The following is a 17158-nucleotide window of genomic DNA, read 5'->3' as shown; positions in this document are numbered from 1 at the left end:
ATAATGAGATTACAATCCATGATGCTGTTACCAGTCGCCTTTCTGACGCTGGTGACAGCAACAACTCTTACGTCCTGCACCTCGTGCTCATCGCGTGGTGTGGGACATTATGATACTACACTCGTTGATACCATGGTGGCTGTTAACCTGGATAGTACTAAGGGGGACAATGGCTCTTACGTATCTGCATGGGTCTACTTAAACGATTCGTCGCTAGCAACGATACAAAGTGCTCCGAACAAAAAATCGCAGATTACAAGCTCTAACCACATGTTTATCCGTGTAAGAAAGGTTGGACGTCTAGGATTGGAAGCCTGTATGATTCTTGGAGATGGCGAACAGTTCGCTGGGAATAGTTTTGATAGTTCGAATTATGTAAGGGTCTATGCACAGGGAGATGAGGTCGGACGATTCACTTACAAACCAGGTGTTAGTAAGCAAACTGATTCTGCTTTCGTTCAAAATCCCGTCGCTTTCGTTGATTGTTTACGCAAGTATCGCTCATTAAAGATTGAGGCAACCACCTTTACTAGTGGTACTTTGGTTTATTCCTTTGATGCTATTGAGGCTTTAAAGGGCAAGAAGTAGTTAATAAAAGAGGACAGGATGCAAGATTAGAACTCCACCTCTTAGTTTTGAAAAAACATCTAACACTATTTTAGAAGGGCGTTTCTTCACATCGAAGAGACGCCCTTCTCATAATGAAGGAACGCCCTCTTCAAATGAAGGAGAGCGTTCCTTTCGTTTCACAAATTATATTGTTAGCTTAGAAACAAATTGTACGTTGATTGTCTTTAAGTATTCTTTTGAGATTTAAATCATGGAGTTTAATTTAAAAGGAAGTCCCTTTACACCCCTTCCTCTTCGGACATCTCTTCTTCAGTCTTTGGTTTCTCAGCTTTCTCCTGATCGCTACCTGTGTCTAACTCCGTGGCATTTGAGATACGAATATGGCATGACTTATCAATAAAGAAGTTCATTGGAACATACTCATCACTATTAGGGTCAGGGGAACCAACGCTCACACCAAAGCGTAAAGCATCGCCTTCTACATGGTCAAACATAAATCCGACAAGCGAACCATGCTCTCCGTAATCATTGTTTGTGAACTCTTTAAAGTCGTTCTTTGTGAATGTTCTATCATAGAAAGTGGTACCATCAGGACGCTTGATAGTCAGTTGCACCTTATTGTCATAATACTTCCTTCCATCTTCATCTTCCGACAATTCAAGGTCTTTATCAGCGTATCGACGGATTGTAATGGTATATATTCCCCCTACCCACTCGACCTTCTTTTCATATTTAAAGTCGGACAGGCTCTTTGGACCAGTTGGTACTTTCGGACGCGGAGCAATCTTAGTTATGATATCATTAGACTTTTTTTCCTTCTTACATGCAGCCACACTACAGAGGGCGAGGGCTACAATCAGAATGGTAATTAGGTTCTTTGCCATAATAAATGTGTAATTAGATAGTACAAAAGTACACATTTTCTTTGAATGTAGCAAGTGTTCCCTTTCAAAGTTCATACAATGGGGGAAAGCCCTCCTAAGGATTCCCTAACGGAAAGGTTATACCTAATTATTTATGATTGAGGAACAAAAAGGCGGACAGATGAGGATATCTGTCCGCCTTGACAATATATATTTTCCCCTCATATAAACCAGCTTTTAGTAAGTAGCTCTTCCCTCTTAGAAAGACAGGAAAGAGTCTGCTGTTAGGGTAAAGAGGGTTTTTACAACTTCTTCAACACAACTTGAAGACTATTGAAATCGTATGCCTTATCGAGAGCAGATAACACATCCGACCACTGAGAAGCAGGAACTCGATATTGCTTATATACCTTTTCGAAAGTAATTAAGAGTTTACCATCCTCGACAGAAGCCTTAGAAGTAAAGGAAATAGCACTATTATCTACATTAGAATTGAGTTTCTGCAAGCTTTCCGGAGATACTTCATAGCCGCTAGGAATGGCTAGGCGCACCGTAACAGAGTAAGTTCTAGGGTAAGGATAGATGATATCTACATTGCGCTGACGCTCTGCTCCCTCTATATGAGCTTGCTGTCCGACTAGCTGACCGACGGAGATTACAAGGTTGCGACCAGCTTTCTTGACCAAACCATCCATCTGGTAATCCACAAGATAAGTAAAGGGTTTATTCTTCTCACCGCATGAGAGCACCTTAGTGTCATTCACTTTCACTGCCGCATGGTCGTGATATGCCTTTATCTCATCGCTGAAGTTATCTGCAATAGACTTCTTGTCTTGCTCTGCGCGTTCTGCTGCTCGCTGGTCAGCAACGCTTGCTCCCTTGTCATAAAGCTGTGCAAACTTTGTCACACCATAGTCAGCACCCCATGCTTGAGCCATCTGCTCGGCTGAAGTATAGTCCATGATGTTACCTTCCTTATCGCATCCAGTAGTGGCATCTTGGCGCTTGATGTTGAGTAAGATACCATCAACAGTAGCATCAACATCTACCTTCTCCGTGTTATCCTTCGCCTGGCTGCCAGGGATAGTCACGTTTCTAAAAGGTCCATTTTGGAACTTCTTCTTCGCATCAGTAGCCACAGCCTCTCGGTTCTGATAGATAGATGGAATGGTGTTAGCCGTTGTGCCATATCGAGTACTTACTGGGAAATAACACTGACCATTACTCAACATGAAGCCATAGGTTACGTTCCAGATGTTCGCCAACTGCCCAATAGGTTCGGTCATACAATCAGTTACCAACACACGTGAGTATGGTACTTTGAGCTTATCAAGTAGGAATGAGAATACAGAACCAAAGTTCCTATATGAGAAGTAAGGATTATTATGCACCAAGGTATTCAACATGGCGAAGTTGTAGACATAGTTTGCTCTCTCTGTTGGATCGCTGATTTTCTTCGCTTCATCAATCACTTTGTTGAACATCTTATAGAATGACCACTTGCTAGTAGTCACATCCCAAAGTGTCCAAGCGTCCTCTTGAATGACCTTCGCATCGGGGTTTGCCTGCAAACCTTTGACCTTCATACTCTTTGGAATATACTCCAATGCTACCTTCGCATTGATGAATAACATTGTATAAGGGGTCTGTGCCAATGGATTATAAGCATAGTCAGGCATGGTCTTATCGATGTTTTTCTCACGAACATCTAGTACAATATCATCTTTATCAGCACCTTGCTTGAAGTCTGGAGCACCATTCATTGTGCGGTACTGAGTGCATAAGTCCTTATCAATAGAGCAATGAATTTGATAGTCAAGGATGGGATATTGACTACCAAAGAAGAATGTTATTGGATCTATATTCTCCTCTCTTAACTTGTCATAGTTATAGTAGAAGTAGTCAATCATATCGCCTACTTGCAGATTAGGAACAGCAAGTTTTGCATATTTCTCTTCTCCTTTCTTACCTTCGTTATTGTCTTGATAATCCTTTTCTTCCACTTCCTTAATAGTACCATTGGGCTTAATAACACGCACACCGAGTACTGTTCGGCGGTCATTACGCCATAATCCATTATTGAGAGAATAGTCGTATGTGCGGAACTCAAACGTGGAGAACTTATCCAAAGCAGCCTTATCATTAATCTTAACAAGGTTTCGGATGAGGTGAGTACCCGTACATTGCTTCACATTACCAAGGCTAAGAGCACTGAAGTGGTTGCTATAGTCGACTCCAACCTCTTCATATCTCGCCAAGACAACAGCCGACTCTTTATTATACTTTGTCGGTACTGTGCGGTTGTTGAATTGTGGTAGATCCTTCTTCCAGACCTCCGCTTTCACTTCACGTGCAAACTTTTGATAGTCCTCATCATTGAATGCCATCATAGGAAGAGTTATGATGGTGAGGAGGAGCAATGTGATTAGCTTTTTCATAACTATATGTATTGAAAATAATTAATAGCAATTAGGATGAATGGAGAAAGAGCTATTTCCGTTTCAAGACAACTTGCTCGTTACAAGCATCCGTCCACTTCCTTAGCGCATCATTCCATTGTGGTATGTTCTTTAAAGGGATTCGTCTGTGGTTAATTTGCATCTTCTGATGGAAAGTAATGACGTTCCCGTTTTGTACAAATCGGCATGTGAGCGTACCCTCTGGAGTATTGAAAGTAGCAGAAGAAGGTAAGTAATCAACACGATAACCAGCTGGAATGGTTAGCACAGCCTGCCTAACAACGTTGCAGCGAACAGGCAAATAATAGTCGTGTGTACGTTGTGTGGTATCAATGCGGGCATCGAAAAGATTGTTATGAGGGTTCATCTCGATATATAACTCACCATCAGCTTGTTGCACCGCAGGCTTATTAACCACCTTACCAGTAAACTTCCCCCATTCGTGGCGAGGGGCATCATCGACCCACTTCACGTCAGACACCATCATATTATGCGCATCTGAGTTAAGGTTGTTAGCAAGTAAATCATCGTTATGTTTGCTCCCGACATTGTCAGAAACCGACATAAACCATTCCTTCATATCGCCTCGTGTCATATAGGTAGCCGTTCCCACAAGAGCATCTCCTTGCAGTTGATAATTGTAAGAGAGGCTATCAATAGACTCATCAGGCTTCCTGACGGGTACAATCTCAAGTCTTGGGCGGTCGCCATTGGCTATCATTGCCTGCGAGCCTTGTATTCCTTGCGGTGTATAAGTATATGGGATATGCTTGCAAGTAGCATCAATAAAGTAAGTCTTACCTTTATATAAGAGCGTACAAATCACGTGGTCAGCCCCAGCGAGAGTAGGAACATCACTCATCTTAAAGGGTATCTCCTCCGTTCCTATATCTGTCCAACGAGCATCGAAACCCTGTGCTTTAAGTAAGGTCGTAAGCAATAACGCCATACCCTTACAATCACCATAACGCTTACGGAGCACCTCGGCAGGTGTATCTGGTCGATGTCCGGCTATTCCGGCTTCGTAGGCTATGTATCTAATGTTGTCCTGCACCCATCGATAAGTGTTGCTTATGCGGTCTTCGGGAGTCTTACTTGTCTTGTTAATCTCGGCTAAGAGTGACTGAAGATTAGGTATATTACAATCCACGTCAGCCATTTTCATCGACCAGCTGTACAATGCGTTGACATCAGCAAAGGGACCGATGATCAAAAGATAAGGATAGACACTTGAAGAAGGAGGCATTTGCACATCCTCTTTCATGCGATTGCAGTTGGTCATAGTATAGCGGTAAACCTCATCCGTAGGCGTTGACTCATGTGCAACCTGTATGTTATAGCCCTCAAAGTTCATTTCTTTAAGCCGATAGCCAGCCAACTTCTTAGGAATAGTGATGGTCAGTGTCTTGTGCTGAATGAAGTATTCTTCGAGCAAATAAACACGTGTGAAATACTTAATATCCTTAAAGGTACGCTCGAAGGAAGCACTGCTTGTTTTGCCTTTCTTACTTATCTCACCTTGAATGGTGCATGCCTTCGTATCGTCATAGAACACATTTTCGGGAGTGACATTCGTATATTGCTTCTGACCATGCCCCGAGATATTATCCAAAGAGATAAATTCTCCATAGAAGACAGTGGTTTCTGGCATTACTTTCGTCACTGAATTAGATAGATAAGTGACTTTCTCTGTGTTCTTAACAATAGGTTTATCACCATCAAAAGTCAATGTGTATTGTTCGTCACATTGCGAGATAAGAATCTTATCGTCCCATTGTTGTGCCTGAGCATAAGCCGTACAGAACGTGAAAAGAAGTACTGTAACCAGCGAACGGATTGTTTTTAAATAGCTTACCATCTGAAGTTTAAATAGATAGAAATCGTTATATAGCCTGTCGGCAATGACTTGAAAATGTGGAATAAAGCCCACATGCAAAGATAGACAATTATTCTGAATGAGGCATAAAAGTCTTATGTTTTTTTAATAACATCGGTGAATTATATGGTTGTTACCTACTTTCTTTTTAACTTTGTGGCATGACTAAGAACCCAAGCAATAATTATCAACAATGAAGAATACCTATCTCTTCCATTTCACGAGACGCCCTTCTCCCCTGTACGTAACGGCTTCGTTGATGTCAATAGGGGCTCTCCTTCCAGCTAATGCACAACAAGTAAAGACGCAGCCCAATATTATCTTCTTTATGGTTGACGATATGGGATGGCAGAATACGTCCCTTCCTTTTGCCGATTCGATTACTACTAATAATCGAAAATACGACACCCCGAATATGGAAAGACTTGCTGCAGAGGGAATGATGTTCACAGATGCGTACGCAACACCTATCAGTTCGCCCTCAAGATGTAGCTTGATGACTGGTATGAATATGGCACGGCACCGGGTAACGAATTGGACCTTACATCGCGACCAGATGACAGATGGGAAGCGAGATGGGGTCACACTACCTGATTGGAATTACAATGGTATTGCGCAGAGTGGTAATGTGGGGCATACAGCAAAGGCGATTTCCTTCGTACAACTACTAAAGAATGCAGGCTATCACACCATACATTGTGGGAAAGCACACTGGGGGGCAATTGATACTCCAGGTGAGAATCCCTGTCACTTTGGCTTCGATACAAACATAACTGGTACTGCTGCTGGTGGCTTAGCAACCTATCTTAGTGAGCGTAACTATGGCTTTACTAAGGATGGAAAGCCCACATCTCCCTTCGCAATACCTGGCTTGGAACGTTATTGGGGGACTGGCATCTTTGCGACTGAAGCCCTTACACGGGAGGCGATAGCGGCTTTGGAGAAGGCAAAAAAGTATGACCAGCCATTCTATCTATATATGTCTCATTACGCCGTACACGTTCCCATCGACCGAGATATGCGTTTCTATCCCACCTATCGTGCACGTGGACTATCGGAGAAGGAGGCTGCCTACGCCTCGTTGATTGCTGGAATGGATAAAAGTTTGGGCGACCTCATGGACTGGGTGGCGCAGGCTGGACTCAAGCGAGAGACGATTATCATCTTTATGAGTGATAACGGAGGACTCGCCTCATCGTCCTATTGGAGAGACGGGGAGCTTTACACACAGAATGCACCACTCAAGAGCGGTAAAGGATCACTATATGAAGGAGGGATAAGAGTGCCTTTCATTGTGAAATGGAACCACGTAGTAAAGCCCAACTCACGTTCGCATACACCGATAATCATCGAGGATCTTTACCCAACCCTGCTCTCTATGGCGGGAATCAAGCACTATCATGTGCCACAGACTATTGATGGGAAAGATATTACACCGATACTTCGCGGTAGGCAACAGGGCTTTGAGAAACGTCAACTGGTGTGGAACTATCCTAATATATGGGATGGTGAAGGACTGGGCATCAGCCTCAACTGCGCTATTCGTGAGGGAAAGTGGAAACTAATCTATTCGTATCTTACAGGGAATAAAGAGCTTTATGACCTCTCAACCGACCTCTCCGAAAAGCATGACTTAGCCCCTTCGCATCCTCAACTCGTTGCTCGTCTCTACCATCACCTCACGTCCCGTTTGCGTAAGATGAAGGCACAGCAACCGATTGTTAAGTTATAAATCAAGTGTATGCAATTAGGCGTTACACCAATGCAAGCGATGGGCTTTCACGTGAACTATCATTCCGTCGCACTTTGATTCGTACCGATGAAAGCTATTGGTGTAACGCTTTATCGTAATCAATACTATTTAGTACGAGGCGAGGACGCCTATTGTTGAAACGTGGAGAGATGACATTCCGTTCTGCCTTGTACTCTTTAGTACTTATTCCAGCCAAATACAACAATAGATGTGGTAGGTCGTCAGTCATGAACCTATTATGCCTTGCCTTCATAATCTCTATGAATATCTTGTGATGCCTCTGCCTATATGCAGGCGAACACCATATCCAGAAAGGTATTTCAAACTCCTCATGATACTTCTTAACATCAATGTTCTCTGCCTCAGTGAGCCTACCAGCCATATCCACATCCTTGCCATAACAATCCTCTCCATGGTCGGATAGATAGACAACAATAGCCTCCTTATTACGGAATCGTTCGACTATCTTACTCAAAACAAAGTCATTGTAAAGCGTCGCATTGTCATAGTCTGCAATCGTCTGTTTCGCATGATCTGACAGGTCCGAACGTGTGTAATCCCTTATACTAAACCTCTTCATATCGCTTTTACAACGTGCTGAGTACTGGAAGTGCTGCCCTAGCAGATGAAAGATGATTAATTGTGCCTTCCCTTTATTGATACCATCATGGTAATCGTTTAATAGCTCATCGTCATAGTCGTGGATACTGGTATTCCTATAATCAAACATCTGCTTGTTGAGTTGTGGATGATTTAAGAAGAAGCCACCGACGAGGTTATTCGTCCAATCAGGCGTATAGTTGATTCCATAAGGGAATTGGTTAGACAGGAAGCTAACATGATAGCCCGCTTTCTTAAAGGCTACAGGGAAGAGAGGACAGTTACTCCAATCCTCTTTCTCACCCACTGATTGCAATGAGAAGATCTGCTTGAATACCCTACTGGTTAGATTCCATGGCGAAACGACATCGGTGAATACTGCCAAAGAGTCATTACCTTCCATGAGAGCAAGCTGACGGGGCGTTGTGGGCAAACGATAACCATATAATTGCGAATGGTGTCGGTTCGCACTTTCGCCTATAATGAGAACAATGGTAGGAGACGTAAAGTTACATGAATCAACCGCCAGTCTTTCATTAGCCACGATGACTCCTTCCACTTGATTCGCTATCAAGTGATTGAAATAAAGTCCGTAAATAACACGTTCAACAGGGTGGTAAAGATGGGCAAAGCCATTATTTACAGCTATTTCAAGCCCCGACAGATTCCTAACAGTGTATAGCTGTACCTTATCATAGACGCTTAAACAAGTCCCGACAACAAGTGTGAGTAATAAAGCAGAGGCGATAAGGGGTTGCTTTAGATAAGCGGTTGGGAAGTTCATCCTCCTTATCGCCATAACAGCATGGCTAAGGGCAAGAAGGAAGATGACTGTTGCCAACGAAAACAGAAGTTCTGGTTGAAGATATTGAGAGAAGAACTCGGAGGCTTCCCTACCAGTTGTCTCCTGCGCTAAAAGGAGCATCGTCGGTGTAAGCGGTGTATTGAACAAGCTCTTACAGCAGGCATCTATTATCGCAATCACATAAATGAGACTGCTCAATATAACCTCCAACCCTTGACGTAATATACGTGGACAAAGGCTCAATAAAAGGCAAACAATATACACATCAGCTATCAACTCTATGTAACCAAAGATGTTCCGATGGCTCACATTCATAATAGCACCCACCAACAGCATAAACACAAAGAAAAGAGAACACGCTTCTATTGGCTTTACCAGATGGGTTATAAAGGTACGCTTCATATTAATTCTAATGATTAGCAACACATATTCCTTATCATCAGTCCCACACAATAGGAACTTAAACAGGATTCGCAACAAAGGTACAAAATAGCATCCGTATTCTCAAATAATCTCATGGTCGCACCGTAAAACATCTTATGTGTCATCCAACTCCTACGATATACATAACCAACTCCTACGATATACATAGCATACAGCGTGCAACGTCTTATCCATGGCACGCTAACCCCTGTTCCATCTCATGCCTGCATACTACATAAACAACGTTCCCTCCTATGGAACATGAATGTTCCGCCTGTGGAATGTTGATGTTCCGGCGTTGGAACATGAATGTTCCCGTGCTGGAACGTTGATGTTCCCATATGGGTAGGTTGACGTTCCTGCACGGGAATGAACTATCACTTATATACCTAAGTGGATTCCCCTAATATGCCTAGACACTTATTTGTTATATTAACTGAAGGGATAGATGCACTTTTGGGAGTCTCACGGTATCTCTTCTTTACTTCTTGAAAGGCGGGTTATTCACCAACGTGACCAGTGCGTTTGAGGACGCCCCATGTCTGCAGCTCGCCCTTGATTGCTTTAAGATAACTCTTGAAGAGGACGTAATACATAATCCAACGATAGAAGAAACGTTGCGGGATAACCCATAGGAGTACCCATAACCGCTCGCCTTCAAAGATGTAAGCCATGATAGATACACTTGCGTCAATGAGAAGGAAGATGAGATAATAGAAGAATATCTGCAAGGCATTGCCAGAGAAGAGACCAATGAGCATCAGTACATCTGCCAATGGTGAGAAGGTTGGGATGATATACTGGAAGATAAGCATATTAGGCATAGCCCATAGTCCGAAGCCCTTCTTCGATGGAGAGAAGAGTGAGGAGCGATGTTTCCAAAAGGCTTGCATCACTCCAAAGCACCAACGGATACGTTGCTTAACAAACTGGCGGAGTGTCTCAGGAGCTTCTGTCATTGCCACAGCATAGTTCTCGTTCTCAATGATGTAACCATGTTCGTTGATACTCATCGTCAGGTCGCAGTCTTCTGCTAAGGTGTCAGTGGTAAATCCTCCTACCTCTTCAATCACCTCTTTACGGAATGCACCGATAGCACCAGGAACAACGGTAATGGCATTGATATTAGAGTAAGCCATGCGATCAAAGTTCTGACTGCTGGTGTATTCAATAGCTTGCCAGTAGGTGAGCATATTCCTTTGGTTACCCACCTTCACGTTTCCTGCCACTGCACCAATGCGTTTATCCTTGTCGGCAATGAAGTGCTTCATCAGTCTACTTACGGCATCCTGCTTCAGCTGAGTGTCGGCATCAATACAAACCACATACTCTGAGCGACAAGCAGCGATACCATAGTTCAGTGCCGAAGCCTTACCGCCATTCTTCTTAGCGAGTATAGTAACCTTATCATCGGTATCGAAAGCCTCACGCACACGTTCGAGGGTATGGTCTTTACTACCATCATCGACGAAGTAGATATGTAGGTTCGGGTAGTCTTGTTGCTTGAGCGTAGTGATGGTGCGCACGATATTCACCTCTTCATTATAACCCGGTACGATGATAGAAACAGCTGGAGCCGTAGCAGCATCAATCGGTGCATAGTTGCGTCGGTTCTCTGCTCGTTTCTCTCTGAACGTCAACACGTACATGAATACGAGGCGCATCATACCCAAGACAAGGAATACAAGGAAGAGAGCCGTGAGGAAGTCGGATACATGATAAATCATCTCTGCCAGCCAAAGGTTGGTTTGCATGGCATAGTAAGCCTTTCCCTTATTGATAGCAGGCATCAGGGTTTGCTTATTCATCCCTAAGTATTGTTCCAAAGAGATGAACTGATAACCTTCATGTTGTAGGGTCTCAATGATACGAGGGAGGGCTTCAATCGTAGGTTTACGTGTGTCACCACCCGCATCATGGAGCAAGATGATATGTCCGTCTTCATGGTGTACACCATCGATGACACGTTGGTAGATTTGGTCAGCCGTTACGTCCTTTTGCCAGTCATTAGGGTCGATAGACTCACCCACAAAGAGGTAGTTGCGTCGACTTGCCACTATCATTGGCCATATCTCCTCATGGTCTGTCGGGTCGGCATCGGCATTGTATGGAGCACGGAACAGGATTGTACTATGTCCTGTGACGCTCTCTATCAACATTCTTGTCAACTTCAACTCAGCATAAGAGCGGTTGTCGGAGTTCTCAATCATGTTATGGTGGGTGAAGGTATGGTTGCCGATAGTGTGCCCGGCATCATATACTTGCTTCACCAAAGGCAGGTTCTTCTCCATCTGCAGTCCCACCATGAAGAACGCAGCAGGGACATTATATTTCTTCAGCGTACTCAGCACGGTAGGTGTCCAGCGGCTGTCTGGTCCGTCGTCGAAGGTGATAACGAGTTGTTTATCCTTACATTTACCAAGTCGTTGGATGGTATATGTTGACGGAAGGGCGTGATAATACTCCTCAGAGATAAGGCGGTTATCCTTATCTATTGTCACTGATATATTTCCAGGGTGCGGCTCCGTTGTTACTTCCAGCACCTCTCCAGATCCAACGAAATTAACATCATCGGTGCCGTTAAGCTGCATCAGCTTCTTAACAGACATCCTTGCCACATTCTCCCACGACATATCCTTACCGTAGAAGCGCCATATACGTTTGTCTTCAGTGCCCAAACGCCACAGACCATAGCCTGCGAGATGATATTCAGCACCAAAGCGCATGATATTAAAGGTAGTTGCAGCATCAGTAAAGAACACCTGATGAATCTTTCCATCATCAGTGTTTTGATACGAGAAGTTAACGTTGTAGGTGTCATCATCGAACTTTACCTTTGCTCCTGCATCCAGTGCGGTAGCCATTGTCTGGTCGAATGATACCGTCGAAGCCGTCTCCCCATTAGGCCAGTCATATCCGTAAGTTGCCATACCGAGTACTATCTTGTCGTTCGGGACGTTCTTAGCCGCCCAGTCGGTAGCTTTCTCCACCCAACGTTGCGAACTGACAGCTCCTGGCTGGCTCCCCATATTATGTTCATCGTACGCCATGAGGAAGAGATAGTCATTATACTTTGCCAGTTCCTGCATGTTATAATCCTCGTTGAAAGGTGCTACAGCCTGTGTTACATAGAGTCCATTTGCATGGAAAACACGTGCGAAGTCTTTGACTAACTCAACGAGGAGGTCGTTGTCTTGTATATCGAGTTCCTCTAAGTCAAGGTTGATACCTGCGAAACCATAATGTTTACATTTCTTGACCATCTCATTGATGAGTGCTGTACGCTTCTTTCCATCACGCATGATACGTCCGATACCTTCTGGATGGAAGTTGGAGTTGTAGTTATTCGTGAGCATTGGAAGGATAGGAATACCAGCCTTACGCATCAAGCGCAGCGCCTGCTTGTCAAGCCTATATTCCACTTTGTCGGTCTTAGGATTGATAAAGAACCACTCTGGCAACACCATGTTCAGGTGTTGTATATTGTTCTTCAGAGAGATGTAAGCATGCTTATCCCAGTTTACATACCATGCCGAGCGCACACCAATCCGTGGGTCGTCCCACTCCCGAAAGTATTTCTGCGTCAGACTGTCCGCCTTCCCCACAAATCGTTGCTTCTTGATGGTAGCTTTCGCATAGTTATTATGCATCTTCTTCTCCTTGAAGAAGTCACGAAACGACTTATAGAGTGTTGCCGTCTTGTTGTCCTTGGTATAAGGAGATGAGGCTGACACCGCATTTCGATAGTCGTGATGGAAAGGCATCTGCGGGCTACCCTCCAAGGCAAACATTGCTAAGAAAACGATTCCAAAGAGTGAGAGAATCGTAAGGACTACACGTAGGGTCCACTTAAAATAACTCCAACGCTGACGGGAGTCTGTCTGAAATACTTGCTTGCTCATTGTCTTGTCTGTTATCTGAAAGCAATAAAGTCATATTGGCTCTTATAATTTGCTGAACTTAGGGGGAGTCTCCTTATTTAGTCTTACTCCAATAAGCACTCAACTTCTCCAATGTCCTAAACACAAGACAAAGTTACAATAAAAATGAATTACCACATCAATTATCAGTTACAAAACGTGTATATATTCGTTAAAATAAGCAGAGAGGGTATAAATAAATCGGCAAAGAACTACGGAAACCATCTCATAGGTTGTGATTAGCTTTAAAATTGGTATCTTTGCATTATCAAATACAACGAAACTCACAAGTGAATACAGCCACCTCAAGTTGTGATTAGCTTTAAAATTAGTATCTTTGCATTATCAAATACAACAAGTTAAGGCTTGAAGAATTTTCAAAGGGTGTTGTGATTAGCTTTAAAATTAGTATCTTTGCATTATCAAATACAACTGTAGATAAGAAGATACGTCCCGAATTGTAGTTGTGATTAGCTTTAAAATTAGTATCTTTGCATTATCAAATACAACGGCAATCCAAATTTTATCACATCTTTGAATGTTGTGATTAGCTTTAAAATTAGTATCTTTGCATTATCAAATACAACGAAGAAGCGGTGCATAATGGGAGACGAGCCGTTGTGATTAGCTTTAAAATTAGTATCTTTGCATTATCAAATACAACCTATCAACAGCGGGCAAGTTATAAAATGATGTTGTGATTAGCTTTAAAATTAGTATCTTTGCATTATCAAATACAACGGACGAAGAAAATTATCTTGACTTGCTCTAGTTGTGATTAGCTTTAAAATTAGTATCTTTGCATTATCAAATACAACGTTGTCTTTCCTATGATGAACATACGACTTGTTGTGATTAGCTTTAAAATTAGTATCTTTGCATTATCAAATACAACACTTTGCAGCACCTTTATTAATGATAGTAGTTGTGATTAGCTTTAAAATTAGTATCTTTGCATTATCAAATACAACTCATAACCTAGTGCATCAATTTCAGGCGTAGTTGTGATTAGCTTTAAAATTAGTATCTTTGCATTATCAAATACAACATCAGCAGATGCCGTTGATATTTCAAGTAGTTGTGATTAGCTTTAAAATTAGTATCTTTGCATTATCAAATACAACTACGCTTGTACTTATACTTGGAGTAGGTCGTTGTGATTAGCTTTAAAATTAGTATCTTTGCATTATCAAATACAACACGCGCGCCAAGTGGTTGACCTTTGAACGTGTTGTGATTAGCTTTAAAATTAGTATCTTTGCATTATCAAATACAACGCGCAAAGATTTGTATCAGTTGTTAGGCTGTTGTGATTAGCTTTAAAATTAGTATCTTTGCATTATCAAATACAACTGTATAGGTCGAAAACCTTTTCCCATTGTGTTGTGATTAGCTTTAAAATTAGTATCTTTGCATTATCAAATACAACCTATTAAAATATCCTAATTGCGGGAATTGTGTTGTGATTAGCTTTAAAATTAGTATCTTTGCATTATCAAATACAACTTAGAGTTGACCACATCAAGGGAGTAGCCGTTGTGATTAGCTTTAAAATTAGTATCTTTGCATTATCAAATACAACAGTGTACACGGATATACTCACTTACACGCTGTTGTGATTAGCTTTAAAATTAGTATCTTTGCATTATCAAATACAACTAAGTACGTTTGTAAAGATTTATCTTTTTAGTTGTGATTAGCTTTAAAATTAGTATCTTTGCATTATCAAATACAACGACTTCCATTCGTCTTCCTTTAGGTTTATCGTTGTGATTAGCTTTAAAATTAGTATCTTTGCATTATCAAATACAACTTACGAAATTTCCAATATAGTTTGACTGGCGTTGTGATTAGCTTTAAAATTAGTATCTTTGCATTATCAAATACAACTCAATCTATTAATACAAGAAAATAAACGATGTTGTGATTAGCTTTAAAATTAGTATCTTTGCATTATCAAATACAACAATTAATAGGATACGCGCACGCGCAAGGAGTTGTGATTAGCTTTAAAATTAGTATCTTTGCATTATCAAATACAACCTTCAGGCTGCTCATAAAAATCAGAATTGGTTGTGATTAGCTTTAAAATTAGTATCTTTGCATTATCAAATACAACTTGATGTAACGCCATGCGTCACCAGCTTGAGTTGTGATTAGCTTTAAAATTAGTATCTTTGCATTATCAAATACAACCTTCGCTTGCAAACTGCTGGTACACTTATGTTGTGATTAGCTTTAAAATTAGTATCTTTGCATTATCAAATACAACTTTCCTTGCGGTCTCGCTCGTAGTCGGTGTGTTGTGATTAGCTTTAAAATTAGTATCTTTGCATTATCAAATACAACTTGTTGCCAGTAGCAAAATTGTGACCGGAGGTTGTGATTAGCTTTAAAATTAGTATCTTTGCATTATCAAATACAACATTAAGAAAAGTTTTCACGTGTTCACGATGTTGTGATTAGCTTTAAAATTAGTATCTTTGCATTATCAAATACAACACAAGTAGAATAAAACATTGATTATAAGCAATATACTCTCTACTTACGGAAAAGGAAAATGCAAGAAAGATTAAAGTTTCACTTTCAAAAGTGGAACTTTAATCTTTTTAGAAAAGCTCTAGCTGTACTCCTGGAACATTGGGCTTATGTGGTTTTTTACCATAAAAGAGCTTAATCCCTTCGAACTGCTTATCAGTTACACCCATAATCCCCACCTTTCCATACTCTGGAATAATGGTTGAGACTCTTTTAATGTGAACCTCCATGTTTTCCTTACTACCACAATGGCGTATGTAAATAGAGAATTGAAACATTGTAAATCCGTCTTTTAATAAGTTCTGTCGAAAGAGAGAGGCAGCCTTTCGCTCTTTCTTTGTATCTGTAGGTAAATCAAAAAATACCATTAACCACATACTCCTATATTGACTAAATCTATAAGTTTCCACCAATTGACTTTATAATTCAGGATAAACCATTCTTCTTTGTTCCCCACTAAAACACTTATAAAGAGAGGCTGTCGTCTGTTGTGTAGCTATCATTAACGGACTCTTTTTCCCTCCAATAGTAGTATCAAGAACGGGAATAGATAGAAGCCGAATCTTTATGTCTTTTGTCAATTCACTATAATCATTAGTCAAGCACATTATATCCAACACCAACCCATCAACATAAGGACGATAAGGTTCCATTACGTCATCTGCCAAACAATAAGCATTATATCGATTGTGATGATGAATTCCCAATGTTGGGAGTAATCCACTTGCTACTAAAGACCGAGCCACAACAGCACGTAATATTGCATATCCATAATTTAATAAGTTGTTAGGTGGTTCCCCATCCCGACCTCTTACAAAATCTGAAATATCAGTGAAGATATTTTCCAATAGTAAGCAGCTGCTCGAGCCTCAAGGTTATCGGGATCACCACTTCTAACTTTATCTGCCCAGGCATACATACATCCAACATCAGCATTAGTATATGTACTTAGGAGTCTTGCCTGATTACTTATTTTCTGTTTTATTGTTTGTTGCCATAACTGTTTCTTTAGTGGTAACGATGCATCTACCTGCATACGGAAGTTCATTCTGTGTTGTGTTACCACATAAATGTAACAAAAGTCCAATGGGCATATTCTTACTATCACAAGTGATTACAGCAGAATTGTTCTCTATCAAGGCTTCTAATGCAGACGATGTAATCGTAATTCGTTTATTATCAAGCAGTACAACTCCAATATCTTCTATTGGAATTGTACGCTCACTTTGTTGCTTGAAACTATCAGATAGGTTATCACAACTTTCCACTTCTGGCAAACGAATTACCAATTGTGAATTCTTTAAACTCAAATAAGCAGGATTGCTGAAACATAATGTCTTCTTTATCATAA

General features: G+C 41.3%; 8 protein-coding genes, 1 pseudogene and 1 CRISPR repeat array. Of the genes and pseudogenes, 2 read left to right on the top strand and 7 right to left on the bottom strand.

Features of this window, described 5'->3' with window-relative positions; genetic code table 11:
• Positions 1 to 3 precede the first annotated feature (3 nt).
• Positions 4 to 588: a hypothetical protein gene (locus tag HMPREF9969_RS06225; protein ID WP_036895290.1), complete on the top strand. Its 585-nt coding sequence runs from the start codon at positions 4 to 6 to the stop codon at positions 586 to 588.
• A 260-nt stretch (positions 589 to 848) separates the two neighbouring features.
• Here the strand turns inward: HMPREF9969_RS06225 and HMPREF9969_RS06220 are convergent, their stop codons facing one another.
• From HMPREF9969_RS06220 to HMPREF9969_RS06210, 3 genes are all read right to left on the bottom strand, one after another.
• Positions 849 to 1454 (bottom strand): DUF4738 domain-containing protein, encoded by a 606-nt coding sequence (locus tag HMPREF9969_RS06220; RefSeq protein WP_009435013.1) that lies wholly within the window; start codon positions 1452 to 1454, stop codon positions 849 to 851.
• Positions 1455 to 1735: 281 nt separating this feature from the next.
• Positions 1736 to 3871 carry a DUF3857 domain-containing protein gene (locus HMPREF9969_RS06215; protein ID WP_009435056.1) on the bottom strand — a complete coding sequence of 712 codons (2136 nt, stop codon included), beginning with the start codon at positions 3869 to 3871 and terminating at the stop codon, positions 1736 to 1738.
• Between the two features lie 52 nt (positions 3872 to 3923).
• On the bottom strand, positions 3924 to 5750 hold the full coding sequence (locus tag HMPREF9969_RS06210; protein WP_009435017.1) for a transglutaminase-like domain-containing protein: 1827 nt from the start codon (positions 5748 to 5750) through the stop codon (positions 3924 to 3926).
• Positions 5751 to 5961: 211 nt separating this feature from the next.
• Here HMPREF9969_RS06210 and HMPREF9969_RS06205 point away from each other — a divergent pair, with 211 nt between their 5' ends.
• Complete coding sequence (locus tag HMPREF9969_RS06205; RefSeq protein WP_009435040.1) at positions 5962 to 7500, top strand: sulfatase; 1539 nt, start codon at positions 5962 to 5964, stop codon at positions 7498 to 7500.
• Between the two features lie 94 nt (positions 7501 to 7594).
• Here the strand turns inward: HMPREF9969_RS06205 and HMPREF9969_RS06200 are convergent, their stop codons facing one another.
• The 4 genes and pseudogenes from HMPREF9969_RS06200 to cas1 form a co-directional block, all read right to left on the bottom strand.
• Positions 7595 to 9328 carry a phosphoethanolamine transferase gene (locus HMPREF9969_RS06200; protein WP_036895287.1) on the bottom strand — a complete coding sequence of 578 codons (1734 nt, stop codon included), beginning with the start codon at positions 9326 to 9328 and terminating at the stop codon, positions 7595 to 7597.
• 521 nt (positions 9329 to 9849) lie between these two features.
• Positions 9850 to 13251 carry a glycosyltransferase gene (locus HMPREF9969_RS06195; protein ID WP_009434999.1) on the bottom strand — a complete coding sequence of 1134 codons (3402 nt, stop codon included), beginning with the start codon at positions 13249 to 13251 and terminating at the stop codon, positions 9850 to 9852.
• 250 nt (positions 13252 to 13501) lie between these two features.
• A CRISPR array of direct repeats spans positions 13502 to 15771; the repeat unit is 47 nt; unit sequence GTTGTGATTAGCTTTAAAATTAGTATCTTTGCATTATCAAATACAAC.
• A 107-nt stretch (positions 15772 to 15878) separates the two neighbouring features.
• Positions 15879 to 16175, bottom strand: coding sequence for a CRISPR-associated endonuclease Cas2 (gene cas2 / locus HMPREF9969_RS06190; RefSeq protein WP_036895318.1), 297 nt, complete (start codon positions 16173 to 16175; stop codon positions 15879 to 15881).
• Between the two features lie 51 nt (positions 16176 to 16226).
• Positions 16227 to 17156 (bottom strand): annotated as a pseudogene (cas1, locus tag HMPREF9969_RS06185) (type II CRISPR-associated endonuclease Cas1).
• Positions 17157 to 17158 lie beyond the last annotated feature (2 nt).

Origin of the sequence: Prevotella sp. oral taxon 306 str. F0472 (assembly GCF_000257925.1) — a bacterium.
Classification (GTDB): Bacteria; Bacteroidota; Bacteroidia; order Bacteroidales; family Bacteroidaceae; genus Prevotella; species Prevotella vespertina.
Note: the sequence above shows the minus strand (reverse complement) of the source record. Positions and strands in the feature narration are given on the sequence as shown.